Source organism: Streptomyces sp. NPDC051104, assembly GCF_040682835.1.
Classification (GTDB): Bacteria; Actinomycetota; Actinomycetes; order Streptomycetales; family Streptomycetaceae; genus Streptomyces; species Streptomyces cynarae.
In genome coordinates this window covers 110,039-133,761 of record NZ_JBFBBS010000009.1, presented here as the reverse complement: position 1 = coordinate 133,761, position 23,723 = coordinate 110,039, and the positions used below count along the sequence as shown (strand labels likewise).

The 23,723-nt window shown below is 70.2% G+C and carries 21 protein-coding genes and 1 pseudogene; 11 read left to right on the top strand and 11 right to left on the bottom strand.

The annotated features are described in order from the left end of the window. Window positions 1-93: 93 nt before the first annotated feature. Window positions 94-2,202, bottom strand: a complete 2,109-nt coding sequence (gene glgX / locus AB0N14_RS16235) for a glycogen debranching protein GlgX (protein WP_366026293.1) — start codon at window positions 2,200-2,202, stop codon at window positions 94-96. Window positions 2,203-2,513: 311 nt separating this feature from the next. Between glgX and AB0N14_RS16230 the strand changes: the two genes are divergently transcribed. The 5 genes and pseudogenes from AB0N14_RS16230 to AB0N14_RS16210 form a co-directional block, all read left to right on the top strand. Beyond that, window positions 2,514-3,320, top strand: coding sequence for a Tat pathway signal sequence domain protein (locus AB0N14_RS16230; protein WP_366026292.1), 807 nt, complete (start codon window positions 2,514-2,516; stop codon window positions 3,318-3,320). A gap of 175 nt (window positions 3,321-3,495) precedes the next feature. Continuing rightward, a complete protein-coding gene (locus AB0N14_RS16225) occupies window positions 3,496-4,824 on the top strand; it encodes a copper amine oxidase (RefSeq protein ID WP_366026291.1) in 1,329 nt (442 codons plus the stop codon). 115 nt (window positions 4,825-4,939) lie between these two features. Next, window positions 4,940-6,178: an SAV2148 family HEPN domain-containing protein gene (locus tag AB0N14_RS16220; protein ID WP_366026290.1), complete on the top strand. Its 1,239-nt coding sequence runs from the start codon at window positions 4,940-4,942 to the stop codon at window positions 6,176-6,178. A 108-nt stretch (window positions 6,179-6,286) separates the two neighbouring features. Further along, window positions 6,287-7,009 (top strand): 3'-5' exonuclease, encoded by a 723-nt coding sequence (locus AB0N14_RS16215; RefSeq protein WP_366026289.1) that lies wholly within the window; start codon window positions 6,287-6,289, stop codon window positions 7,007-7,009. A gap of 137 nt (window positions 7,010-7,146) precedes the next feature. Further along, a pseudogene (locus AB0N14_RS16210) lies at window positions 7,147-7,332 on the top strand (LysR substrate-binding domain-containing protein); the annotation flags it as partial. Between the two features lie 69 nt (window positions 7,333-7,401). Here AB0N14_RS16210 and AB0N14_RS16205 read toward each other — a convergent pair. Continuing rightward, complete coding sequence (locus AB0N14_RS16205) at window positions 7,402-8,265, bottom strand: aminoglycoside phosphotransferase family protein (protein ID WP_366026288.1); 864 nt, start codon at window positions 8,263-8,265, stop codon at window positions 7,402-7,404. Window positions 8,266-8,491: 226 nt separating this feature from the next. Further along, the gene (locus AB0N14_RS16200; RefSeq protein WP_366026287.1) at window positions 8,492-10,753 is read right to left on the bottom strand and encodes an MMPL family transporter; all 2,262 of its coding nucleotides are present in this window, start codon (window positions 10,751-10,753) and stop codon (window positions 8,492-8,494) included. A 243-nt stretch (window positions 10,754-10,996) separates the two neighbouring features. Here AB0N14_RS16200 and AB0N14_RS16195 point away from each other — a divergent pair, with 243 nt between their 5' ends. Continuing rightward, entirely contained in the window at window positions 10,997-11,545 is a 549-nt protein-coding gene (locus tag AB0N14_RS16195) for a DUF1697 domain-containing protein (RefSeq protein ID WP_366026286.1), read from the top strand. Further along, window positions 11,538-11,912 carry a DUF4440 domain-containing protein gene (locus AB0N14_RS16190; protein ID WP_366026285.1) on the top strand — a complete coding sequence of 125 codons (375 nt, stop codon included), beginning with the start codon at window positions 11,538-11,540 and terminating at the stop codon, window positions 11,910-11,912. The genes AB0N14_RS16195 and AB0N14_RS16190 overlap by 8 nt, the downstream gene beginning before the upstream one ends. Before the next feature lie 188 nt (window positions 11,913-12,100). Here the strand turns inward: AB0N14_RS16190 and AB0N14_RS16185 are convergent, their stop codons facing one another. The 4 genes from AB0N14_RS16185 to AB0N14_RS16170 are packed head-to-tail and all read right to left on the bottom strand — an operon-like array spanning window position 12,101 to window position 16,668. Then, window positions 12,101-13,459, bottom strand: a complete 1,359-nt coding sequence (locus AB0N14_RS16185; RefSeq protein WP_366026417.1) for a GH1 family beta-glucosidase — start codon at window positions 13,457-13,459, stop codon at window positions 12,101-12,103. A 29-nt stretch (window positions 13,460-13,488) separates the two neighbouring features. Then, on the bottom strand, window positions 13,489-14,328 hold the full coding sequence (locus AB0N14_RS16180; protein WP_366026416.1) for a carbohydrate ABC transporter permease: 840 nt from the start codon (window positions 14,326-14,328) through the stop codon (window positions 13,489-13,491). A gap of 25 nt (window positions 14,329-14,353) precedes the next feature. Further along, on the bottom strand, window positions 14,354-15,343 hold the full coding sequence (locus AB0N14_RS16175) for a sugar ABC transporter permease (RefSeq protein ID WP_366026284.1): 990 nt from the start codon (window positions 15,341-15,343) through the stop codon (window positions 14,354-14,356). A 5-nt stretch (window positions 15,344-15,348) separates the two neighbouring features. Beyond that, the gene (locus AB0N14_RS16170; RefSeq protein WP_366026283.1) at window positions 15,349-16,668 is read right to left on the bottom strand and encodes a sugar ABC transporter substrate-binding protein; all 1,320 of its coding nucleotides are present in this window, start codon (window positions 16,666-16,668) and stop codon (window positions 15,349-15,351) included. Between the two features lie 158 nt (window positions 16,669-16,826). Between AB0N14_RS16170 and AB0N14_RS16165 the strand changes: the two genes are divergently transcribed. The 4 genes from AB0N14_RS16165 to AB0N14_RS16150 all read left to right on the top strand — a co-directional run bounded on the left by AB0N14_RS16165 (window position 16,827) and on the right by AB0N14_RS16150 (window position 19,948). Continuing rightward, complete coding sequence (locus AB0N14_RS16165; RefSeq protein ID WP_366026282.1) at window positions 16,827-18,086, top strand: ROK family transcriptional regulator; 1,260 nt, start codon at window positions 16,827-16,829, stop codon at window positions 18,084-18,086. 65 nt (window positions 18,087-18,151) lie between these two features. Continuing rightward, a complete protein-coding gene (locus AB0N14_RS16160; protein WP_366026281.1) occupies window positions 18,152-18,760 on the top strand; it encodes a TIGR03086 family metal-binding protein in 609 nt (202 codons plus the stop codon). A gap of 55 nt (window positions 18,761-18,815) precedes the next feature. Beyond that, window positions 18,816-19,433, top strand: coding sequence for a DsbA family protein (locus AB0N14_RS16155; RefSeq protein ID WP_366026280.1), 618 nt, complete (start codon window positions 18,816-18,818; stop codon window positions 19,431-19,433). A 188-nt stretch (window positions 19,434-19,621) separates the two neighbouring features. Next, window positions 19,622-19,948, top strand: coding sequence for a fibronectin type III domain-containing protein (locus AB0N14_RS16150; RefSeq protein ID WP_366026279.1), 327 nt, complete (start codon window positions 19,622-19,624; stop codon window positions 19,946-19,948). A 19-nt stretch (window positions 19,949-19,967) separates the two neighbouring features. Here AB0N14_RS16150 and AB0N14_RS16145 read toward each other — a convergent pair whose 3' ends face one another. The 4 genes from AB0N14_RS16145 to AB0N14_RS16130 are packed head-to-tail and all read right to left on the bottom strand — an operon-like array spanning window position 19,968 to window position 23,519. Then, entirely contained in the window at window positions 19,968-20,705 is a 738-nt protein-coding gene (locus tag AB0N14_RS16145; protein ID WP_366026278.1) for a sirohydrochlorin chelatase, read from the bottom strand. An 8-nt stretch (window positions 20,706-20,713) separates the two neighbouring features. Next, window positions 20,714-21,604, bottom strand: a complete 891-nt coding sequence (locus tag AB0N14_RS16140) for an ABC transporter permease (protein WP_366026277.1) — start codon at window positions 21,602-21,604, stop codon at window positions 20,714-20,716. Then, window positions 21,591-22,394, bottom strand: a complete 804-nt coding sequence (locus AB0N14_RS16135) for an ABC transporter ATP-binding protein (RefSeq protein WP_366026276.1) — start codon at window positions 22,392-22,394, stop codon at window positions 21,591-21,593. The genes AB0N14_RS16140 and AB0N14_RS16135 overlap by 14 nt, the downstream gene beginning before the upstream one ends. Window positions 22,395-22,406: 12 nt before the next feature. Further along, the gene (locus tag AB0N14_RS16130) at window positions 22,407-23,519 is read right to left on the bottom strand and encodes an ABC transporter substrate-binding protein (protein ID WP_366026275.1); all 1,113 of its coding nucleotides are present in this window, start codon (window positions 23,517-23,519) and stop codon (window positions 22,407-22,409) included. Window positions 23,520-23,723: the final 204 nt, after the last annotated feature.

Below are 23,723 nucleotides of genomic sequence, written 5' to 3'. Positions count from 1 at the left end.
CCCCGCCGCCTTTCGTGTCATCGACGCGCCGCCGACCCGGCCGCCCACGGAAAACGTCCTCCACGCGCGCGTGCCCCGCGGCCGCACCACGGGCTAGTCCGGCCGCTGAAGCACCACCAGGCTCCGGTCCACCAGGGTCAGCCGGCCCCCGGCCTCGATCTTCGTACCGGTGCTCGGCGGCAGCCCCTCCGGGACGGCCGTGTCGACGACCACCTGCCACTGGCGTCCGTGGTTGACCGGCACCACGAACTGCAGCGTCTTCGGCGAGGGGTTGAACATCAGCAGGAACGAGTCGTCCGTGATCCGTTCCCCGCGCTGCCCCGGCTCCGAGATCGCGTTGCCGTTGAGGAACACCGTCAGCGCGCTCGCCTGCCCCGACGTCCAGTCCCGCTGGGTCATCTCCTCACCCTCCGGGGTGAACCACGCGATGTCGGACAGCTCGTCGTGCGTGCCCTGCACCGCGCGGCCGTGGAAGAAACGGCGCCGGCGGAAGACCGGATGGTCACGGCGCAGCCACACCATCGCGCGCGTGAACTCCAGCAGATCGCTGCCGTCCTCCGGCCACTGGACCCAGGACAGCTCGCTGTCCTGGCAGTACGCGTTGTTGTTGCCCTTCTGCGTGCGCGCGAACTCGTCGCCGTGGCTGAGCATCGGCACGCCCTGGGAGAGCATCAGCGTGGCGATGAAGTTCCGCATCTGCCGGCCCCGCAGTTCGAGCACCGCCGGATCGTCGGTCTCGCCCTCGGCCCCGCAGTTCCAGGACCGGTTGAAGCTCTCGCCGTCGCGGTTGTCCTCGCCGTTGGCCTCGTTGTGCTTCTCGTTGTACGAGACCAGGTCGTGCAGCGTGAAGCCGTCGTGGCAGGTCACGAAGTTGATGGAGGCCAGCGGGCGGCGGCCGTCGTCCTGGTAGAGGTCCGAGGAGCCGGTCAGCCGGGAGGCGAACTCCGCGAGGGTGCGCGGCTCGCCGCGCCACAGGTCGCGCACGGTGTCGCGGTACTTGCCGTTCCACTCGGTCCACATGGGCGGGAAGTTGCCCACCTGGTAGCCGCCCTCGCCGACGTCCCACGGCTCGGCGATCAGCTTCACCTGGGAGACCACCGGGTCCTGCTGCACCAGGTCGAAGAACGACGACAGCCGGTCCACCTCGTGGAACTGCCGCGCCAGGGTGGCCGCCAGGTCGAAACGGAAGCCGTCCACGTGCATCTCGGTGACCCAGTAGCGCAACGAGTCCATGATCAGCTGCAGGACGTGCGGCGAGCGCATCAGCAGGGAGTTGCCGGTCCCGGTGGTGTCCATGTAGTACCGGGGGTCGTCCGCCAGCCGGTAGTACGAGGGGTTGTCGATGCCCCGGAAGGACAACGTCGGGCCCAGGTGGTTGCCCTCGGCGGTGTGGTTGTAGACGACGTCCAGGATGACCTCGATACCGGCCTCGTGCAGCGCCTTCACCGCCGACTTGAACTCCAGCACCTGCTGGCCGCGGTCGCCCCAGGACGCGTACGCGTTGTGCGGGGCGAAGAAACCGATCGTGTTGTAGCCCCAGTAGTTGCTCAGGTCCATGTCCGCCAGACGGTGGTCGTTGACGAACTGGTGTACGGGCATCAGTTCCAGTGCGGTGACGCCCAGCTCGGTCAGATGTTCGATGATGGCCGGGTGGGCGAGCGCGGCGTACGTGCCGCGCAGCTCGTCGGGGAGCGCCGGGTGGCGCATCGTCAGGCCCTTCACGTGGGCCTCGTAGATCACCGTACGGTGGTACTCGGTGCGCGGCCTTCGGTCGTCGCCCCAGTCGAAGTACGGGTTGATCACCACGGACGCCATGGTGTAGGGCGCCGAGTCCAGGTCGTTGCGCTTGTCGGGGGACCCGAACGGGTAGCCGTACACCTCCTCGCCCCACCTCACCGTGCCACTGATCGCGCGCGCGTACGGGTCGAGCAGCAGCTTCGCCGAGTTGCAGCGCAGCCCGCGCTCAGGGGCGTACGGACCGTGCACCCGGAACCCGTACCGCTGCCCGGGCATCACCCCCGGCAGATACGCGTGCCGGACGAACGCGTCCGTCTCCCGCAGCTCGATCGCCGTCTCCGAGCCGTCGTCGTGCAACAGACACAGCTCGATCCGGTCGGCGGCCTCCGAAAAGACCGCGAAATTGGTCCCGGCGCCGTCATAGGTGGCACCGAGTGGATACGCCTCTCCAGGCCAGACCTGCATGAATTCGACTCTCCCAGCTTTGCCGGCCCTCTGGGGGCGCCTTGCGGCCGAGTTCCCGAAAGTGACTGCTCCCCCTCCTGAGCGAGCGGGAATCCTGACTCATCCTGCTCGGTCCCTCATCGAGTGACGAGTATGGCGCGAATCGTCCGCGGCGCCATCCGATCTCTCCGACGATGGAACCTTCTCTCACCTGCATCCCTCTTAACGGCCGACCAGCGCACACCCGGCGCGCGCTGACCACCGCGCGCCGTGGTGTGCCGAACCAGTGGGGCTCGAGCCACTCCCGCAACCCTGGGGGAGTAGGGGGAAATGTGCGCAGGACAGTGCGCCGCCACCTGGGCAAGGTGGTGGCGGGTGCGGCCATCGCGGTGACAGGGACCGCCGTCATGGTCGGGATCACGCTGCCGGGCTCGGCGGGGGCCGAGGAGTCCGGTGGCAAGGGCGGCGGGCTCGCTGCCCGACAGGCCGCCCGGCAGCAGGACCAGTCCGTGGGGCCCGGCGTCGTCGAGCGGGATCCCGCCGAGGGGGCGACCGGCAAGGGCGACGACCCGCTGACCGACGACGAGGTGCGGCGCGCCGAGCACATCGCGCTGAGCGGCCCGCAGTTCGCCGCCGGACAGGACGTGGAGGGCACGAAGGGCCCACAACGCCTCGCCGTCGACCTCGCCGAACCGGACGCGGACGAACTGGACGACCCGGACGCGCCCCGACGCGCGGAGGTCACGCTCTACGACTACAGGAGCGACGCTCTTGTCACCAAGACCGTCGACCTCCGCTCCGGGAAGGTTGAGGGGACGGGCACCCAGCACGGTGTGCAGCCGCCCCTCACCCGGGAGGAGAACGCCGAGGCGGCCCGGCTGCTCGTCGCCGACCCGCTGGGCGCGGGTCTGAAGGCCGACTACAAGGACGCCACCGGCAAGGACCTCACCTCGCCCGGCCAGCTGATGCTCACCGGCATCGTCTACCGGGCGGTCCCGGGCGCCCAGCCCGCGGTCCTCGACCAGTGCGGCAGGCACCGCTGCGTGCGGCTCCTCCCGAAGATCCCGAACGGCTCCTGGATCGACGGCCGTTCCTTCGTGATCGACCTGAGCGCCCGAAAGGTCGGCAGGCTCGGCTGAACCACGCGGTCACCGCCTTCCGAGGGAACGTTTTTCCGGACCGCGGACTGCGGACTGCGGACTGCGGACTGCGGACCGCGGACCTCGGACTCCGGATCTCCCGATCGCGGGCGCGGTGCCTCGCTTCCCTTCGCCCTTCGTCCTTCTCGCTTCGTGCAACAGGAGTCTCTTCGTCATGCGCAACAGAAACAGCCGTGCCCGTCGGCAGTCGCTCCACCGGCGGGCCATGGCCGGCCTGCTGACCGCCGGGCTCGCCCTCGGCGGCACGGCGGCCACCCCGGCCTTCGCCCGGCCGAAGACCGCCGCCGCGCCGGCCGCCGAGTGCGCCGCCGCCTACCGGATCGAACAGAAGCTCTCCACCGGCACCACTTGGCGCATGTGCCGGCGCTACGACGAATACGCCGGTCTGGTGCTGGAACACGTCTCCTACCAGCCGCCGGGCGAGAGCCGCCCGATCAAGGTCCTGAACAGCGCCCGGCTCGCCCAGATCGACGTCCCCTACGACGACGGCTCGGTCGAGTACAGCGACCTGACCGGCGCCGGGTTCGCGCAGGGCCTGATGAACATGGCGCCCGCCGAGTGTCCCGGCGGCACCATCAAGACGGTGAAGGTACCGAACGCCTGGGACCCGCGCCACCCGGACGTCAACGGCCTGTGCACCACGACCCGTTCGCGCGGCCACGCCTACCGCATGCAGAGCGACGACGGGAACAAGGTCTACCAGGCCCAGGGCAAGGACCTGCTGATATACACCGTCAACAAGGTCGGCTGGTACGAGTACATCACCGAGTGGCGCTTCCAGGACGACGGCACGGTCAACATGAACGTCGGCGCAACCGGCAGCCTCTCGCCGTACGACTACGACGCGGGCGACGGCCGCGGCTGGCCGATCGGCAACGGCGCCCGCTCCTACGCCACCAGCCACAGCCACAACGTCTTCTGGCGGCTCGACTTCGGCCTCGACGGCTCCTCCAGGAACAGGATCGAGCAGTACGACTCCGTGGTCAGCCCGCCCGCCCGGGGCGCCCAGGCGCCCAGCAACGGGACGGCACGCACCACGGTCACCAAGGAACTCGCGGGCGACGCCAAGAACATGCGCTGGTGGCGGGTCGTCAGCGACGCGGGCAAGAACAAGGACGGCCACGCGCGCTCGTACGAGATCGTCCCCGGGGCGTCCACCAAATACCTCGGCCACGACTTCACCAAGCACGACATCTACTTCACCGAGTACAACCCGTGCGAGCAGTTCGCCAGTGACAACGTGGGCAACTGCGGTACGGAGGCGGCCAAGACGGTCGACAAGTGGGTCAACGGCCAGACTCTCACTCACCCGATGGTGTGGGTGAACGTCGGCTTCCATCATGTCGCGCGCGACGAGGACCAGCAGCCCATGCCGGTCCACTGGCAGGGCTTCTCCATCGCTCCGCGCGACGTCACGGCTATGAATCCGCTCACTCCGCCCGCCCTCGCCGACCAGAACGGACGGCTCGGAAACGGTAGTTGAGAAACGACCCTGTCCATCCGGCTGCACCGTGCCGCACTCCCGGAGTAGTCTTCCTTGATCGTTGGCCGGGGTCTTGCCCCTGGGGAGGCTCGGGGGAGCGGAAGGCGGTGCGCGGGTGGGCTCGGGAGGGCTGGAGCTGCCCCCTGGTGACGAGGGTCACGAGGGAAACTCCGCGGATGTCCCGCCCGGGGCGGTGTCCCTGGCACGGCCGATGGAGATGGGATCCATCGGACCGGAACTGGACTGGGACGCCGACGCGTGGCGCGAGGTGCGGACCCGCGCCCAGCGGGCCGGGCGGGCCTACATCTGGCTGAATCTGGTGGAGCAGCGGCTGCGCGCGGTCGTGGCCGCCGTTCTCCGCCCCATCTACGAACCGGTCCACGGCGACGACTGGGTGGTCACCGCCGCCGGACCGGCCGGCCAGGAGTGGGTGCAGCGGGCGGTCGCGGTACGCGAGGTCAGCCGCCGCAAGGGGTATCTGCTCGACCCCGCCGACGACAACGTGCTCAGCTTCCTGACGCTGCCGCAGCTGCGCGAGCTGATGGTGCAGCACTGGCCGTGCTTCGAGCCGTACATAGACGAGCGCCGCGACGTGGAGCTCGCCCTGGACGAGCTGGAGGTGACCCGGAACGTGGTCTCCCGCAACCGGGCCCTGTCCCAGGCGGTCCTCGCGCAGGCCGAGCGCGCCTCCGCCAGGCTCCTGGAGATCCTGGGCGCGGGCGGCGACGTGCCCTCCGCCCGCCGGCTGCCCGTCGACGCGGTCGAGGACCTGGTGGGCGACCGGTACGCGGACGTGGTCGCCGTCCACCCGGACCGGGTACGGCTGCTGCGGCAGTTCCCAGGCGAGGACATCTTCGGCGGTGCCCGCCGCCTGGACGCCATCGGCATCGGCCTGAACCTGCTGGTGCAGAACTTCTCCGGGCGGCGGCTGGTGCGGCTCGCCGAGTCCGGCTGCCGGGTGCGGCTGCTGTTCCTCAACCCGGCGTCCAGCGCGGTCAAACGGCGCGAGCGGGAGCTCGGCATCAGGAAGGGCGAGCTGAGCCGCGCGGTGGAGATGAACATCCTGCACATGCGCCGGGTGCGCTCGAAGCTGCGCGACCCGGGCGCCTTCGAGATCCAGGTCTTCGACGAGACGCCCCGTTTCACCGCGTACCTGGTGAACGGGGACGGCTCCGACGGCATCGCGGTCGTGCAGTCCTATCTGCGGCGCACCCGCGGTATGGAAGCGCCGGTGCTGGTGCTGCGCGGCGGCAGCAGGGTCGTCAAGTCGGACGACGTCGAGGAGAACGGGCTCTTCCCCACCTACCGCGAGGAGTTCGAACTGGCTTGGGCGGATTCGCGTCCGGTGTCCTGAACTGTCCGATGGTGCCGACCGGAAGCGGAATCCGGTCCTCGGATTGTCAGTGGCGCATGCGAAGGTGGAGGCCACTGGGGGAAAGCACCACCACGAAGGGGGGCCGCCATGGCCTGGCACCGGGAGCTGCTGATCGGCTTCGACCTGGAGACGACCGGGACGGATCCGTATGAGGCGCGCATCGTCACGGGGGCGGTGATCGAGGTCAAGGACGGGGAGCCGCTCGGCCGCCGCGACTGGCTTGCGGATCCGGGCGTGGAGATCCCGGCCGACGCGGTCGCGGTGCACGGGATCAGCAACGAGCGGGCGATGACCGAGGGCCGCCCGGCCGACCGGGTCGCGGACGCCATCGCTGAGGTCCTGGTGGCGTACTGGAGGACGGGAGTCCCGGTCGTCGCCTACAACGCGGCCTTCGACCTGACCCTGCTCTCCGCCGAGCTGCGAAGGCACGGACTGCCGTCCCTGCGCGACCGTCTGGGGGGCCTCGCCCCGGCCCCGGTCATCGACCCGTACACGATCGACCGCTGGGCCGACCGCTACCGCCGCGGCAAGCGCAACCTGGAAGCGGTCTGCGCGGAGTACGGGGTGGCGCTGGAGTCCGCGCACAACGCGGGCGCGGACGCGCTGGCCGCGGCCCGGCTGGCCGCGGCGATAGCCGGCCGCCACCCGAAGGTCGCGGCCCTCGGCCCGGCGGAGCTGCACCGCCGCCAGATCGAGTGGTACGCGGACTGGGCGGCGGACTTCCAGGAGTTCCTGCGCGCCAAGGGCGACGCGGGGGCCGTGGTGGACGGTACGTGGCCGCTGCGGGAGGCGGTGGACGGGAGGGTCTGAGACGGGCATGTTGCGCGGGGGGACGGCGCTCGGCGGGTCATGCCGGGCCCCAACGCGCGATGTGCTTCGCCTCTTTTCGGCCGATGCGAGGTCGAGGCCGACCTCAAGCAGGTGGAGCAATCGTCGTTGAAAACCCAGGTATCGCCCTGATGCCGCGCTGGACGATGCGCCCGCACCCGGCGCTGGTCCTCCGGCCGATCGACGGCGTCCAGGCCAGGCGGCACATCGACGCCCTGTGCCGCCCCGAACGCACGGCCCGCACCGCGGTCCGCACGGTGCTGACCGAACTGCGCCGCGCCGCGGGGACGATCAAGGACCGGGACGCGGGGAGCCGGCACCCGCCACGGCTCGACGGCGGCGCGGAGCGGGTCGGTGAACGAAACCGAAGGCTCTCAGAACGGATACCAGCGCACCGTCTCGTCCCCGTCCCGCAACGACGCCACCCGGCGCTCGAACTCGGCGAGGGCCTTGGGGTTGCTGGGCGCGTGCTGGGCGACCCAGGCGCAGCTGGCCGTCTCCCGGGCACCGCGCAGCACCGAGCAGCCCTCCCATGCGCGTACGTCCCAGCCGTAGGCGGCGGTGAAGGAGTCGTACGCCTCGGCCGAAAGACCGTAGCGGTCGCGGGAGAGCGCCATGACCACCAGGTCGTGCTCGCACAGATCGGCGGAGAAGGTCTCCAGGTCGACCAGGACCGGGCCGTCCGGGCCGATGTGCACATTGCGCGGCAGCGCGTCGCCGTGGATCGGCCCGGGCGCCAGATGCGGGGTGAGCGCGGCCGCCGCGGTGGCGAACCCGTCGCGGCGCTCGCGCAGATAGGCCGCGTCCGCCGGGTCGATCGCGTCGCCCGCGAGCCGCAGCCAGCGTTCCACCCCGCCCAGCAGATCGCGGGGCGGCAGGGTGAAGGCGGGGGAGGGGAGGTCGTGCACGATCCGCAGCAGTTCGGCCAGGTCGCGCGGTTCGGCGGGGCGCACGGGATCGGGCAGCCGGTGCCATACGGTCACGGGATGCCCGTCGACGAGCAGCGGTTCGGGCTCGGCGGCCCGCACTGCCGGGACATCCGCCTCGGCCAGCCAGAGCGCGATGTCCAGCTCCCGCCGCGCCCGGTCCAGCAGCTCGGCGTCGCGGCCCACCTTGACCACCAGATCCCCGACGGCGAACACCGCGTTCTCACCCAGGGCGAGGAGCCGCGCGTCCCGCGCCGCACCCGGCAGTACGCCCGCCGCGTCCAGCACATCCCGCGCCCGCGTCTCGTCCATCGCCCGCCTCCGTGTCCTCCACCGGCTCCTTGAGGTCTGCCAGTGTCGCATCCACGCAGGTCGGGACGGCGACCGGCCGGGGCCCGGACGAACCCCGCGGACAAGCGCCCAGGCTGCACCGGGCGTCGGCGATGTGAGATCCCCGCACAGGGAGGGCCGCCGACTGCCCACAAGGGGAGGGCCCGTCGGCTCCCCGGTCGCCGACGGGCCCTCGCTCAGGTGGGGTTCAGACTCCCAGCGGCTCGTTCTCGTCCCGCACCGCCGGTGCCACCGCCTGCGGCGTCTCGTCGTGCGTGAGGTCCGGCAGCCGGTGCAGCCACTTCGGCAGGTACCAGTTGCGCTCGCCCAGCAGCGCCATCACCGCCGGCAGCAGCACGCCCCGGACGACGGTCGCGTCGATGAGGACCGCGGCGGCCAGGCCCACGCCCATCTGCTTCATGGACTGCATGGACAGCGTGCCGAAGATCGCGAAGACGGCGACCATGATGACCGCGGCGCTGGTCACGACCCCGGCCGTGGTCACCACACCGTGCGTGATCGCGTCCTTCGTGGTCCGGCCCCGCAGACGGGCCTCGCGGATCCGGGAGACCACGAACACGTGGTAGTCCATCGACAGGCCGAACAGGATGACGAAGAGGAACAGCGGCAGCCAGGTGATGATGGCGCCCACACCGTGCGCGCCCACCAGCGACGCGCCCCAGCCGTGCTGGAAGACGGCGACCAGGATGCCGTAGGCCGCGCCGACCGAAAGCAGGTTCAGGACGATCGAGGTGATCGCGATCGTCAGCGAGCGGAACGACAGCAGCATCAGCAGGAAGGCGAAGACCACGACGAACGCGAAGACCGGGACCACCGAGCCGACGAGCTGGTCGTTGAAGTCGTGCGAGCCCGCGACCTGCCCGGTGATCGGCGCCTGCACGCCCTCCACCTTGCCGAGCGTGTCGGGCCGTACCTTGTCGCGCAGCAGCTCCAGGCTCTTGCCCGCCTTGTCCAGGTCGGAGCCGCCGACGAGCGGGACGGAGATCACGGCCACGTTCTGCGCGTCGTGCAGTTTGACGTCGACCGGGCCGCGCGAGGCGCCCGAAGCGATCGCCTCCGAGCGGAAGCCGGCGATCGCGGACTTCACGCCGGGCGCGTTGATGTCCTTCGCCTTGACGACGACCTGGGCCGGCTCGGAGCCGCCGGGGAAGGCCTCGTTGACCCGGTTGTAGGTGGCCACGATGGGCAGCTTGTTCCCGAACTCCTGGTCCAGGGTGAGGTTCTGGGTCTTCATGCCGAGCGCGGGCGCGGCGATCGCCAGCAGCGCACCGGCCGCGACCACGAGGGAGACGGCGGGCCTGGCGAGGACCACCTTCAGGACGGCGCGCCACAGCCGGCTGCCCTCGTCGGTCCCGCGGCCGGCCCGTGCGCGCCGCTTGTCCGGGTGCAGGATCGGGATGCGGCCCTTCTCGACCCGCTTGCCCAGCAGCGACAGCAGCGCGGGCAGCACGGTCACCGAGCCGACCATGGCGACCGCCACCACCATCAGCGAGGCCAGGCCCATCGCCTCGAACGTGGCGAGTCCGGTGAACAGCATGCCCGCCATCGCCACGCACACCGTGACACCGGAGACGATCACGGCGCGCCCGCTGGTCGCGGCGGCGATGCGCAGCGCGGTGCCCGCATCGCGCCCGACCGCGCGCTCCTCCCGCTCGCGGCGCAGGTAGAACAGGCAGTAGTCGACGCCGACGGCCATGCCGACCAGCAGCATCACGGAGTTGGCGGTGTCGTTCATCGCCTGCACATGGCTGGCGATGTCCATCAGGCCCATCGTCGCCATGATCGCGGTGATGGCGAGCGCCACCGGCAGCAGCGCCGCGACCAGCGCGCCGAAAGCGATCAGCAGGATGCCGAGCGCCACCGGCACCGCGGAGTACTCGGCCTGCTGGAAGTCGTCGCCGAACGCATCGGAGAACGTCTTCCGCATGCTGGCGCTGCCGATCTCCTCGATCCGCAGCTGCGGGTGGTCCTTCTGGACCCCGGCGACGGCCTTGAGCACGGGCTCGACACGGTCACCGGCGGTGTCCGCGTCGCCGCGCATGTCGAACTGCACCAGGGCGCTGCGGCCGTCCTTGGAGATGCTCTTCGTGTCGTACGGGGAGGTCACGTCCGTCACCCGGCCGGTGCCGTCCACGGCCCGCGCGACCGCGGTGACGGCGGCGCGGAACCCAGGGTCGGTGGCCGTGGTGGTGCCGTCCTTCGCCTGGACCAGCACGCTCTCGCCGGCCGGCTGCTTGATCCCCGCGTCCTCGATGATCTTCGCGGCGGTGTGTGTCTCGCCCTTGAGCTCGTCGCTGTCCTTGATGTCGACGCGCCCGGCGGCCGAGCCGACGGCCATGGTCAGGACGACGAACAGCACCCAGATGCCGACGGCAGCCCATCGGTGCCGAGCGCTCCAGCCGCCGGCCCGGGCGGCGATGCCCCGCACCCGCGTATCTCCGTTCCCCATGACGGGCTGCCCCCCTCTGTGCGGGTGACGGCCCCCTGCCGCCACCGTTCGCTTCGAAGGTAGGGGCGGCGTAAGCGCGACTCGTCGTGCTGCCCGGTGAACCGTGAGCGCCCCGGCTCATCCCCTCGGACCGGCCCGCCTCACCATCGGGGAGGACAGTGGCCCCTTACAACTGTCCGGGGTGCTCGGGGGCCGGGATCAGGGTCCGGGCGCCCGCCCGGGGATCCGCTCTAGGGTGTCAGCATGACGACGACGTACGCGGCGCTGCTGCGGGGGATCAACGTGGGCGGCAACCGGAAGCTGCCGATGGCGCGGCTGCGGGAGCTGCTGACCGGGCTCGGTCACACCGGGGTGGCCACGTATCTGCAGAGCGGCAACGCGGTCTTCACCGCCGACCACGGCGACGAGGACTCCCTCGCGACGGAGCTGGAGGAGGCGATCGAGAAGGACTTCGGTTTCCGGGTCGACGTGCTCGTACGCGACCATGCGTACCTGAAGGCCGTACGCGAGGCCTGCCCGTTCCCGGCCGGCGAACTGGAGGGCAGGCAGCTGCACGTCACGTACCGCTCGGGGTCGGTGGACGCCGAACGGTTCGCGGAGATCGACCCGGCCGCGTACCTTCCGGAGGAGTTCCGGCTCGGCGACCGCGCGCTCTACCTCTACGTCCCCGACGGCCTCGGTCGGTCCAAGCTCGCCGAACAGCTGTCGAGGCCCCGGCTGACCAAGGGGCTGATCGCCACCACCCGCAACTGGAACACGGTCGTCAAACTGGAGGAGCTGACCCGTGCCTGAGCACGGGCCGGCCGTCGAGGCGGCGATCGAGCGCGAACTGCGTCTCCTGGACCCGGAGGTCGGCCGCTCACCCGAAGAGGTCGGGGCGCTGCTGCACCCCGACTTCCACGAGTTCGGAGTCTCCGGGCGGCACTGGGACCGGGCCTCCGTCATGGAGACGCTGGCCTCGACGACCGATGCGGGGATGCGGCCGTCCGTCACCTCCCCCATCACGGGCGTCCAGCTCGCCCCGGACCTGGTGCACCTCACCTTCGACACGGAGAACGACGGCCGTCACGCGCACCGCAGTTCGCTGTGGCGGCGGACCGAGGACGGCTGGCAGCTGTACTTCCACCAGGGGACGCCGTTCGGCCCCGGGACGAAGTGACGCAGAGATCCTCGGAGATCCCCGGAGATCCCCGGAGATCCCCGGAGATCCACAAAGATCCATGGGACCACGTTCGCGCGGAAGCGCCGGGTGCCCGGGTCGCTGCCGGTCGCGGAGCTGGTGCGACTCGCAGACGAGGCCGTGGCGGACGCCGCCGGGTAGGCTGCCGCATTCCACCCGCCTCCCGCTCAAGCGGCGCTGCGGCCCCTTTCCGCATGTGCCCGGATGATGTCCGCGTACCGGCGCCCAGTGCCCTTCACTGTGCGCTTCTGCGTCCTGTAGTCGACGTGCACCAGCCCGAAGCGCTTGTCGTAGCCGTACGCCCACTCGAAGTTGTCCAGCAGCGACCAGGCGAAGTAACCGGCGAGGGGGGCACCCTGACGGGCTGCCGAAGTGCAGGCCGCGAGGTGCTGCTCCAGATACTCCGTGCGCTCGGGGTCGTGGACGGTTCCATCGGGGCGTACGACATCGGGATAGGCGGAGCCGTTCTCCGTGACATACAGCTTGCGGGCGCCGTAGTCGTGCGTCAGGCGGAGCAGGAGGCGCTCCATGCCGGAGGCGTCGACCTCCCAGTCCATGCCGGTGCGGGGCACGCCGAGGCGGGGAACGGTGCGGACCCGTGGGGCCTGCCCGGTGGGGTCGTCGGCAACGGTGGCCGGCATGTAGTAGTTGAGGCCCAGCCAGTCGAGGGGCTGCGCGATGGTCTCCAAGTCGCCCGGCTGCTCCGGAAGTTCGACGCCGTACACCTCTCGCATGTCGGCCGGGAAGCCGCGGCCGTGCACCGGGTCCAGCCACCAGCGGTTGGTGTGCCCGTCCATACGGCGGGCGGCGTCGAGGTCCTCCGGCCGGTCGGTGGCGGCGTGGACGGTGGAGAGGTTGTTGACGATGCCCACCTGCGCGCCCGGCGCCGCCGCACGGATCGCCTGCGCGGCCAGACCGTGACCGAGGAGGAGGTGGTAGGAGGCGCGGACGGCGGCCGTGAGGTCGGTCAGTCCGGGGGCCATCCTGCCCTCCAGGTGGCCGATCCACGCGGAGCACAGGGGTTCGTTGAGCGTGGTCCAGTGGCGGACGCGGTCGCCGAGACGTTCGGCGACGACCGCCGCGTACGACGCGAGGTGGTGGGCCGTGTCGCGGACCGGCCAGCCGCCCCGGTCCTGGAGCACCTGCGGCAGGTCCCAGTGGTACAGGGTGACGGACGGAGTGACGCCCGCCTCCAGCAGGCCGTCGATCAACGCGTCGTAGAAGTCGAGCCCCTTGGCGTTGACCGGACCGTCTCCGCCCGGCACCACGCGCGGCCAGGCGATGGACATCCGGTAGGCGTTGGTGCCGAGTTGCCGCATCAGGCCGATGTCCTCGCGCCAGCGGTGGTAGTGGTCACAGGCGACGTCTCCGTGGTCGCCATTGTCGATCTTGCCGGGAGTGTGTGAGAACGTGTCCCAGATCGAGGGGGAGCGGCCGTCCTCGGCGACGGCCCCCTCGATCTGGTAGGCCGACGTGGCCGTCCCCCACAGGAAGTCCTCGGGCAGTGCGGCAAGGTCGATGGTCACGGAATTCCCTTCGAAGGCGAGAGGGGTGGTCACTTGACGGCTCCCGCGGTGAGCCCGGTGACGAGGTAGCGCTGCAGGAGCAGGAACCCGGCGACCACGGGGACGCTGACGACGAGCGAGGCGGCCATGATCTGGTTCCAGTAGACGTTGTAGAGCGTGGAGTAGCCCTGGAGGCCGACGGCGAGCGTGCGGGTGTTGTCGTTGGTCATCACCGACGCGAACAGCACCTCGCCCCAGGCGGTCATGAAGGCGTAGACGGCGACCGCGACGATGCCGGGGATCGCGGCCGGCACGACGACCCTGAACAGGGCCCCCAGCGGGCCGCAGCCGTCCACCAGCGCCGCCTCGTCCAGTTCGCGCGGCACCGAGTCGAGGTACCCGATCAGCATCCAGATCGAGAACGGCAGCGAGAAGGTGAGATACGTCAGGATGAGCCCGCCGCGCGAGCCGAACAGGGCGACGCCGGTGGCATTGCCGATGTTGACGTACATGAGGAACAGCGGGAGGAGGAACAGGATGCCGGGGAACATCTGCGTGGACAGCACGGTGACCGTGAAGACGCGCTTGCCCCGGAAGTCGTAGCGGCTGACGGCGTACGCGGAGAACACCGCGACCACCACTGAGCAGACCGTCGCCGCACCTGCCACGATCAGCGAGTTCACGAAGTACCGTGCGAGCGGGATCGTCGACCAGATGTCGATGTACGGGCGGACGGTCAGGTGGCTCGGCAGCCAGCGGAACTTCCCGGAGACGTCGGCCAGGGGCTTCAGCGAGCTGGAGACCATCGCGTAGACCGGTACCAGGACGAACCCGGTGAGCAGGGTGAGGAAGATCCGCCGGGACCAGAGGAAGGACCGGGGCGGAGCCATCGGGGAGCGGGGCGCCTGCGAGGTGCTAGGCATCGGCCGTCTTCCTTCCTCGGGAGGTCAGCACGAGGTAGACGCCCGTCACCACGAGCAGGAAGAGCAGCAGCAGGACGGACATGGCGGAGCCTGTGCCGAAGTTCCAGGTGACGAAGGACGCCTGGTAGATGTGGACCGAGATGAGGTCCGCGGCCTCGGGGGCGGACTTGCCGAACAGGACGTACGGCGTGTTGAAGTCGTTGAACGTCCACAGGAACAGCACCAGGACCAGGACCTGGTTGACCGGGCGCAGCGACGGCAGGGTGATGCGGCGGATCTGCTGCCACATCCCGGCCCCGTCGAGGGCGGCCGCCTCGTACAGCTCGCCCGGGATGTTCTGCAGGCCGGCCATGACGATGAGGAAGGCGAAGGGCCAGCCCTTCCACACGGACACGGTGAGCAGCGCGACGAAGCTGTTGGTGTCGATGAGCCAGAAGGACGGCTTGCCGGTGAGGTGCAGCTGATCGTGCAGGACGTGGTTCACCAGGCCGTTGTCGTGCTGGAACATGAACACCCAGGTGATCACGGCCGCGTACACGGGAAGCGCGTAGGGCACCAGGAACAGGGCGCGCAGCAGGCCGCGGCCGCGGAAGGCGTCCTGCATGCAGATCGCGGCCGCCGTGCCGATCAGCCAGCACAGGCCGACCGACAGGAGGGTGAAGGCGACGGTGACGAGGAATGAGTGCAGCAGGGCCTGGCCGACCGGGGCGTCGAAGTCCACCGACACCTTGTAGTTGGACAGGCCCGCCCAGGGGGCGGTGCCCCAGTCGCGGATGTAGAACTGCGTGAGCTCCTTGAAGCTCATCACGATGCCGATCACCATCGGCACCAGGTGGACCAGGAGTTCGAGGAGCAGGGCGGGCAGGAGCAGCAGGTACGGCAGTCCGATGCGGCGGATCCTCCCGGGACGGCGGGGCGTTCGCTTCGCCGCCCCGGAAGGGCTCTTGTGCACGGCGGCCTCTGCGGGAGCAGTGGTCGTCATCGTGCTCACTTCGCCGGCATCTGCTGCTGGGCCTTCTCGAGTTCGGCCTTCACCGAGTCCGTGGTCACCGCGCGTCCGGCGGCCGCGGCGGCGAACAGGTCCTTGACGGCCGTACCGACCGCCGTCTCGAACTGGGACTCGTCGGCCACCTGCGGAAGCGCAACGGCGCTCTTGGCGAGGGTGTCCTTCAGGACCGCGGTCGCGGGAGAGTTGAAGGCGGCGTCCGCCTGGGCGGTCTTCACCGGCGGGATCGAGCTGTACGCGGTGTTGAGGACCTTCTGTTCGGCGTCGCCGGTCATGAACTTCACGAACTTCATGGCGCCGTCGAGGTTGTGGGTGTTCTTGAAGACGGCCAGGTTGATGCCCGCGACCATCGAGTCGACCTGCTTGCCCGTGCCCGGGGTGCCCGACTGCACGGGCACGGGGGCTATGCCGTACGCGTCCGCGCTCATGCCCTGCGATGCGAGGTTGGCGGACGCGGACTGCCACAACAGCATCGCGTTCGTGCCCTTGGCGAAGTCGCTCACGGACTGGTTCTGGGCGTACTCGGCGTTGCCCGGCGCAATGATCTTGTCGGTCGCCATCAGGTCGACGTACTGCTTGACCGCGGCGACCACCCCGTCACTGGTGAAGTCGGGCTTGCCGTCCGCGGTGAAGAAGTCCGCGCCGTGCTGCTTGGCGAAGACGAAGACGTGGTGGATGTTCTCCGAGGGGTTCGCACCCTCGGCGCCCAGGCCCCACTTGCCGCCCTTGGACAGCTTCTTGCCGTCGGCGACGAGCTCGTCCCAGGTGGCCGGCGGCTGGGAGATGCCCGCGTCGGCGAACATCTTCTTGTTGTAGTAGAGGGCGTACGCCATCGAGTACAGCGGCACCGCGGCCGGGTCCTTGCCCGGTGCGCCCGTCGAGCCGAGGGCCGAGTCGACGAAGCGGTCCTTGCCGCCGATCTTGGCGAAGTTCTTGGCGTCCCACGGGAGCAGCGCCCCCGTGGCCTGCAGGGAGGCGCTCCAGGTGTTGCCGATGTTGAGGACGTCGGGACCCTGCCCTGAGGTGGTCGCGGTGAGGATCCGGTTCAGGAGGTCGGACCAGGGGACGACCTCCAGCTTCACCTTGATGCCCGTCTGCTTCTCGAACTTGTCGAGTTCGGGCTGGAGGACCTTCTTGTCGACCTCGATGCTGGCGCCCTGGTTGGAGGCCCAGTAGGTGAGCGTCTTGGGTGAGTCGTTGGACCCGCCGCCGCCCGTCGACGAGCCGCCGCCACAGGCGGTCACGGCGGTCAGCAGGGAGACGGTGACCGCACCGGCAGCGGCGGCTCGGATTCTGCGCATGGCTCAGACGTCCCTTTCCGGAGGGAGATCCACGGGCGCGTTCATCCCGAACGACACCCGAACTTAATTTAGAGTGTGAGTTAAGACCCGAAGGAAGGTCGCGTCAAGGGATCGCGCGGAGGTATCTTGCAGGTCGGGCAGAGTCGGAAGGGACCCACATGGCGGCGCGGAACGGGCGGACAGTGCGCGACCTGCGGCGGGGTAATCGCACCGCCGTACTACAACGGTTGTATTTCGACGGGCCGATGAGCCGCTTCGAGCTGGGCCCGGCCACCGGACTGAGTTCCGGTTCCATCAGCAACGTGGTCGCGGAACTGGTCGCCGACGGCCTGGTGGAGGAGGCCGGCACCGTCGAGTCCGACGGCGGCCGCCCCCGCACTCTGCTCCGCGTCGCCCCCGACAGCGGCCACATGATCGGCATCGACGTCGGCGAAACCCGCGTACGCGTCGAGCTCTTCGACCTCACCCTCACCGAACTCGCGTGCGCCGAACGGCCCCTGGAGCATCACGGCTACGACGTAGAGATCATCGTGGGTCACATCCGCGACGGCATCGCCGAGGTCCTCGCCGAGACGGACCTCGCCCCCGAGCGGCTTCTGGGCGTCGGCATCGGCGTCCCCGGCATCGTGGCACGCACCCCTGAACAGGGGGCCGTGGTCCACGGGCAGACGATCGGCTGGGACGCCGTCCCGCTGGAATCCCTGCTGCGCTCGACGTGCGGACTCCCCGACTCCGTCCCGTACTTCATCGACAACGGCGCCCGGACGCTCGGCCAGGCCGAGATGTGGTTCGGCGCCGGCCGGGGCGCCCGCACCGCGGTCGTCGTCCTCTTCGGCTCCGGGGTCGGCGCCTGTCTCGTCACGGAGGAGGTGGAGCAGGGCCGGTCCGTCGAGTGGGGCCATCTGACCGTACGGGTCAGGGGTCGCCGCTGCCGCTGCGGCGCCCTGGGCTGCCTGGACGCGTACGCGGGCGCCGAGGCGCTCATCGACCGCTGGCGCGAGGAGGGCGGACGCCCACCGGAGAGCACCGACGAGGAGACCGCACTGACCGCGATGGTCGCCGCGGCCTACCCGCCCGAGGGCACCGGCACCGACCCGGTGGCACTCGCCGTCCTGGAAGAGGCCGCCGAGTACGTGGGCGCCGGCCTGTCCGACCTGATCAATCTCTTCCAGCCCGAGCGCGTCCTCATCGGCGGCTGGGCAGGGCTTCAGCTCGGCACCCGCCTCCTGCCGGCCGTACGCCGGTACGCCGCCTCGTACGCCCTGCGCCATCCGGCCGAACGCGTCTCCATCGACCTCGGCAAGCTGGGCCCGGGCGCGGTCACGGTGGGCGCCGCCATCCTGCCCCTCGCCGACTTCTTCGCACACGGCGGGCAGCGCGGCACGCACGGTCGCGGACGTCACGGCGAGCGCGCGTGATCCGGTCGAGGGTGCGTGTCGCGTTTGTTCAAGAGGAGCGCGACGGCCGTTCCTAGCGTGGAGGCATGAGCGATGCCTACCACAACGTGCGCCCCTACCTGGTCGAATGCGCTGCCGAGGCCGCCCGCGTCGCCCGGGGCGTCCGGGCGGAGCGGCTGTCCGAGCCGACCCACTGCACCGGCTGGGACGTCCGTGCACTGGTGAACCACTGGGTCCTGTACACCTCGCACGGACTCGAACACCGCGCGCTGCGCAAGCAGCTGCCCGAGGAACTGACCGCACGCGACTTCACCGCGGACCCCGGCTGGGCGCGCGGCTACGCCGAGCAGCTCGTCCGCGCCGTCGCCGCCTGGGACGACCCCGCCGTGTGGGAGGGGGAGATCGACCTCGGCATGGCGAAGATGCCCGCGGACGAACTGGCGCGGATGCTCGTCAAGGAGCTGGCCGTCCACGGATGGGACGTCGCGACGGCCACCGGCCAGGAGTACCGGATCTCCGAGGGCGCCGCACGGCTGGTCCTGGACGTCGTCGAGACCCACGGCGACCTCTACCGCCAGTACGACGGTTTCGCCGACCCCGTGCCCGTCCCCGGCGACGCGCCCGTCTTCGAGCGCGCGCTGGCGGCGAGCGGACGCGATCCGCGGCAGACCCCGGTGGGCGAAGTGGACCACTGAGAGGGCCGCCGATTGGACCAGGGGTCTGCGCCAATCGGCGACTAGCGTCAGCGGCATGCCGAACAGCTCTCCCGTCCGCGTCGACGCCTACTTCGACCCCGCCTGCCCCTTCGCCTGGATCACCTCCCGCTGGCTGCTGGAGGTCGAGCGCGAACGCCCGCTCGACCTCCGCTTCCACGTGATGAGCCTGTACCTGCACAACGTGGGCAACGAACTGCCCGACTGGTACCGCACGTTGGTCGACAAGTCGATCGGCCCGGTGCGTGTCGCCGTCGCCGCCGCCGAACGGCACGGCGAGAAGGTGCTGCGTGATATGTACACCGCGCTCGGGACCCGTATCCACGAGCGAGAGATGGAGGACTTCGACGCGGTGATCGTCGAGTCCCTCGCCGAGCTCGGACTGCCGGCCGACCTCGCCGCCGCCGCCCACGACCCCGCGTACGACGAGGCCGTACGCCGCAGCCACAACGCCGGCGCCGAGCCCGGCTCGGGCGGCTATGTGGGAACACCCACCGTCCATGTGGACGCAACGGTGTGGTTCGGCCCGGTGCTGCGGGCCGTCCCCCGGGGCACCGCGGCGGCGGAACTCTTCGACAGCTTCCGGGTTCTGGCCACGCACCCGGACTTCTTCGAGCTGAAGAGGACCAGGACCGGAGGGCTGCGCTTCGACTGAGCGTCGCCGGCAGCGTGGCCACGAATGTGAACATCGGTCCGATGAATCGAGCGCTCGAGCGAAGAACTCAACGTTTTTTTGTCACGTTGATTGACGATGGTGGACAAGTGCTCCTACCTTTCCCGGCGTTGGGTACAGGTAAAGCCCACGGGAGGGTTCATGCCCACGCACCGAAGAGCCGCCCTGGGGTGACGCCCACGGCCGCGACCACTCCGCCCCCGGCCCCGACGAGCCCCAAGCTGCGCACCCGGTCCACGGCGGCCACCCTCGCCTGGACCCCGCCGACGGCGACGGGCGACGCCGAGGTGATCGGCTACCGGGTGACGGTCTCCGACGGCCGCGACCCGATCGACGTCACCGTCCGGGACGTCCTGGTCGCCCAGCCGTCCGCCAAGGGCATGTTCCGCGTGATCGGCGGCCTGAAGCCGGGCACCTCCTACACCGTCACGGTCGCCGCGGTGACGGCGGCGGGCACCGGCCCGTCGGCCACGGTCACGGCCACCACGACCTCGTAGGACGCCGGATCGGCAACGGTCAGGCCCCGAGTGCCGCGGGCGTCGGCACCCGGGCCCGGTCGTAGCGCTCCACCACGACCCGCGCCACCTCCGGCGCGGGTCCCAGGACCTCGGCCAGGACGTCCGCCCCGGCCGCGCCCCGCGCGATGCGGTCCGGCAGGAAGCCGGGCGCCAGGACGTACGGTGCCACGGCCACCCGGGCGCAGCCCAGCGCGCGCAGTTCGCGCACCGCGTCCTCGGTGCGCGGAAGGGATGCGGAGGCGAACGCAGGCCGCACGGCGCACCAACCGGTGTGCCGCCACTCCCGCGCGATGTCAGCGATCACTGCGATCGCCTCCGGGTCGGTGGACCCCGCCGAGGCCAGCACGACCCCGGTCGAGGACTTGTCGGCGGGGGTCAGGCCCGCCTCGTACAAACGGCGTTCGAGGGCCTGCGTCAGCAGTGGTGAGGGCCCCAGCACGTCGGCCTGCCGGATCCGCAGCCGCGGCGGCGCCTCCCGCAGGACCGCGGGGATGTCCGCCTTGGCGTGGAACGCACGGGTCAGGAGGAGGGGGAGTGCCACCACGTCCCGGACGTCCTGAGCCGCCAGGGACTCCAGCACCCCGTGCACGGACGGGACGTTGAAGTCCAGGAAGCCGGTCTCCACGCGCAGCCCCGGTCGCAGCGACCGCACCCGCCGTACGAGGGCGTGCACGGTCGCGGCGTGCCGCGCATCGCGGCTGCCGTGGGCGATCACGAGGAGGACCGGGTTGTGCATGAGGCGGCTCAGCCCTTCACCAGCAGACCACGGCTGCGCAGCACCCACCGCTCCAGCGGGCTGAAGATCAGCAGGTCGATGGCGATGCCGACGAACAGGATCAGGATGATGGCCTCGAAAACCATGGACATGGAGCTGGCGTTGCGGCCGTTCTCCAGCAGCGCGCCCAGACCGATGCCGAGGTCGGGCGAGGAGGCGATGATCTCCGCCGCCATCAGCGAGCGCCAGGAGAACGCCCAGCCCTGCTTCAGCCCCGCGAGGTAGCCCGGCAGCGCGGCCGGCAGCACGATGTGCCAGGCGCCCCTCAGACCGGTCGCGCCCATCGTGCGGCCCGCGCGCAGGAACAGCGGGGGCACCTGGTCGATGCCGGAGACGAGGCCGTTGGCGATGGAGGGGACCGCGCCGAGCAGGATCACCGCGTACATCATCGAGTTGTTCAGACCCAGCCAGATCACCGCCGGCGGCACCCACGCCACCGACGGCAGCGACTGCAGACCGGACAGGACCGGGCCGATGGCCGCGCGCACGAACTTCACCCGCGCCACCAGCAGGCCCAGCGGGGTGCCGATCGCCAGAGCGAACAGGAAGCCCAGCAGACCGCGCGAGACGCTGGTCCAGATGTAGCCGAGCAGCGAGCCCTGTAGCCAGGCGTCCTTGAACTCGCCCGCCACGGCGCCGGGGGAAGGCAGCTTGGTCGGGTCGTCGACGACCTTGAAGGAGATCATCGCCTGCCACACCACCAGGACCAGCGCGATTCCCACGAGCGGCGGGAGGATCTTGTTGACGAAGGTCTGCCGGAAGGGCGTACGGCCGGTGACCGTGGTCTCCAGCGCGTCGAGACCGGCCTCCACACCGCCCAGTTCGGCGCCTGCCGTCGTCTTGGTCTCAGTGCTGGCCATGGCGGCGGATCTCCCCACGCAGTACTTCGGTGATCTCGAGGGACAGCTCAGCGACGGGCGCGTCCTCGATACGGCGAGGCTGCGGAATGCCGACCGTCCACTCACGGGCCACGCGCCCCGGGCGGGAGGACAGCAGCACCACGCGCTGCGCGAGCCGCACCGCCTCGCGCACGTTGTGCGTGACGAACAGGACCGACACACCCGTCTCCAGCCAGATACGGGTCAGCTCGTCGTGCAGCAGGTCCCGGGTGATGGCGTCCAGGGCGGCGAACGGCTCGTCCATCAGCAGCAGCCGGCTGTCCTGCGCCAGCGCGCGGGCCATGGCGACCCGCTGGCGCATACCGCCGGACAGCTCGTGCACCCGCTTGCCGTACGAGCCCTTCAGCCGCACGAGTTCCAGCAGTTCCTCGGCGCGCTCGCGCCGGTCACCCTTCGGAACACCCCGGAGCTTCAGGGCGAGTTCGATGTTCTTGCCCGCGGTCAGCCACGGGAACAGTGCGTGCTCCTGGAACATCAGGGCCGGGCGGCCGTCCGTCGTGATGGAACCGCCGGTCGGCTTGTCCAGGCCCGCCACCAGGTTCAGCAGCGTCGACTTGCCGCAACCCGAGGCCCCCAGGAGGGTGACGAACTCGCCCGGCGCGACATCGAGGCTGATGTCGTCCAGCACGAGCTGCTGCCCGCCCGGCACCGGGAAGGACTTCGAGACGTGCTCAAGGCGTGCCGCCTGGTCGACGGACTCGGCGGCCGTGGCGAGGGTCGTGGCCATGGTCGTCACCTCCTGGGAACTCATCGGCTGCGGGCTTTACTTGGCGCCGAGACCGGCGTCGCTGACGGTCGGCTCACCCTCGGCCTCGAGGACCTTGTTGAGCAGGGTGAGGTCGTAGATTCCGTCCAGCTCGGGGTCCTTCAGCAGACCCGCCTTGACCGCGTGCTGCGCCTCGGTGTTCAGAGTGGAGGCCAGCGGGTCGTCCGTGAACTGGATGGACTTCCACGCCGGGTCGAGGACGTTCGCCGGGAGCGCCTTGCCGGAGTCGACCGCCAGCTGCTGGTTCGCCGCGGCCTTCGCCGCGTCCGGGTTCGCCTTGATCCACTTGTTGGTCTCGACGGACGCCTTCAGCACGGCCTCGACGGCCTTCGGGTGCTCCTTGAGGAACTTCTGCGACACGATGATGTTCGTGATCACGAACTTCTTGTCCGGCCACAGCGAGGACTCGTCCAGCAGCACCTTGCCGCCCTCGGCGACCAGCTTGGACGCGGTCGGCTCCGGCACCCAGGCGCCGTCGATGGAGCCGGACTTGAAGGCGTCCGGGGTGACCTTGTTGTCGGTGCGGACCACCGACACATCGCCCTTGCCGCTCTGCGCGTCGACCTTCCAGCCCTGCTCCGCGATCCAGTTGAGGAACGCCACGTCCTGCGTGTTGCCGAGCTGGGGGGTGGCGATCTTCTTGCCCTTGACGTCTGCCAGGGACTTGATCTTCTTGGGGTCGACCACGAGCTTCACGCCGCCGGACGCCGAACCGCCGATGATGCGCAGGCTCTTGCCGTCGGACTTGGTGTAGCCGTTGATCGCCGGGGAGGGGCCGATCCAGCCGATGTCGATGGAACCGGAGTTCAGCGCCTCGATCTCGGAGGGGCCCGCGTTGAAGATCTGGTACTTGGCCTGGGTGGCGCCGAGCGCCTTCTGGAAGAAGCCCTTCTGGACACCCACCAGCGCGGTGCCGTGGGTGAGGTTGCCGAAGTAGCCGATCTTGACGGAGTCGAGGCCGTCGATCTTCTGGGCGCCGGCGGCGACCTTCTGGTCCGACGGGGTGGTGGTGGACTTGGAGCCGTAACCGCATGCGGCGAGCGTGAGGAGGGGGAGGGCGGCGACCACGGCTATGCCGCGGCGCAGAAGCTTGGAACGGATGGCAGGCACGGGAGGTGGTCCTCTCGTTGGCCCGGCGGTCACGGTCTTTCGGGTCGTGGCCGGGAGGTCGGCAAGGGTCTTCGTCGCTTCCGGGGTGGGGGTACCTCCCTGCTCGAGCGAAGCCGAGAGCTTGGGGGAGGGTGGGGGGACGGGGCGCGCATGCAGTGCGCGTACGTCATCGCGCACATCGCGCCACTCCGCCCTGCCCGCTGC

Coding starts and splice junctions, on each gene's coding strand:
- AB0N14_RS16155 (WP_366026280.1), top strand. CDS start 18,816: ATGCCGAACAGCTCTCCCGTCCGCGTCGACGCCTACTTCGACCCCGCC.
- glgX (WP_366026293.1), bottom strand. CDS start 2,202: ATGCAGGTCTGGCCTGGAGAGGCGTATCCACTCGGTGCCACCTATGAC.
- AB0N14_RS16195 (WP_366026286.1), top strand. CDS start 10,997: ATGACGACGACGTACGCGGCGCTGCTGCGGGGGATCAACGTGGGCGGC.
- AB0N14_RS16200 (WP_366026287.1), bottom strand. CDS start 10,753: ATGGGGAACGGAGATACGCGGGTGCGGGGCATCGCCGCCCGGGCCGGC.
- AB0N14_RS16160 (WP_366026281.1), top strand. CDS start 18,152: ATGAGCGATGCCTACCACAACGTGCGCCCCTACCTGGTCGAATGCGCT.
- AB0N14_RS16145 (WP_366026278.1), bottom strand. CDS start 20,705: ATGCACAACCCGGTCCTCCTCGTGATCGCCCACGGCAGCCGCGATGCG.
- AB0N14_RS16165 (WP_366026282.1), top strand. CDS start 16,827: ATGGCGGCGCGGAACGGGCGGACAGTGCGCGACCTGCGGCGGGGTAAT.
- AB0N14_RS16215 (WP_366026289.1), top strand. CDS start 6,287: ATGGCCTGGCACCGGGAGCTGCTGATCGGCTTCGACCTGGAGACGACC.
- AB0N14_RS16225 (WP_366026291.1), top strand. CDS start 3,496: ATGCGCAACAGAAACAGCCGTGCCCGTCGGCAGTCGCTCCACCGGCGG.
- AB0N14_RS16135 (WP_366026276.1), bottom strand. CDS start 22,394: ATGAGTTCCCAGGAGGTGACGACCATGGCCACGACCCTCGCCACGGCC.
- AB0N14_RS16175 (WP_366026284.1), bottom strand. CDS start 15,343: ATGACGACCACTGCTCCCGCAGAGGCCGCCGTGCACAAGAGCCCTTCC.
- AB0N14_RS16180 (WP_366026416.1), bottom strand. CDS start 14,328: ATGGCTCCGCCCCGGTCCTTCCTCTGGTCCCGGCGGATCTTCCTCACC.
- AB0N14_RS16205 (WP_366026288.1), bottom strand. CDS start 8,265: ATGGACGAGACGCGGGCGCGGGATGTGCTGGACGCGGCGGGCGTACTG.
- AB0N14_RS16140 (WP_366026277.1), bottom strand. CDS start 21,604: ATGGCCAGCACTGAGACCAAGACGACGGCAGGCGCCGAACTGGGCGGT.
- AB0N14_RS16170 (WP_366026283.1), bottom strand. CDS start 16,668: ATGCGCAGAATCCGAGCCGCCGCTGCCGGTGCGGTCACCGTCTCCCTG.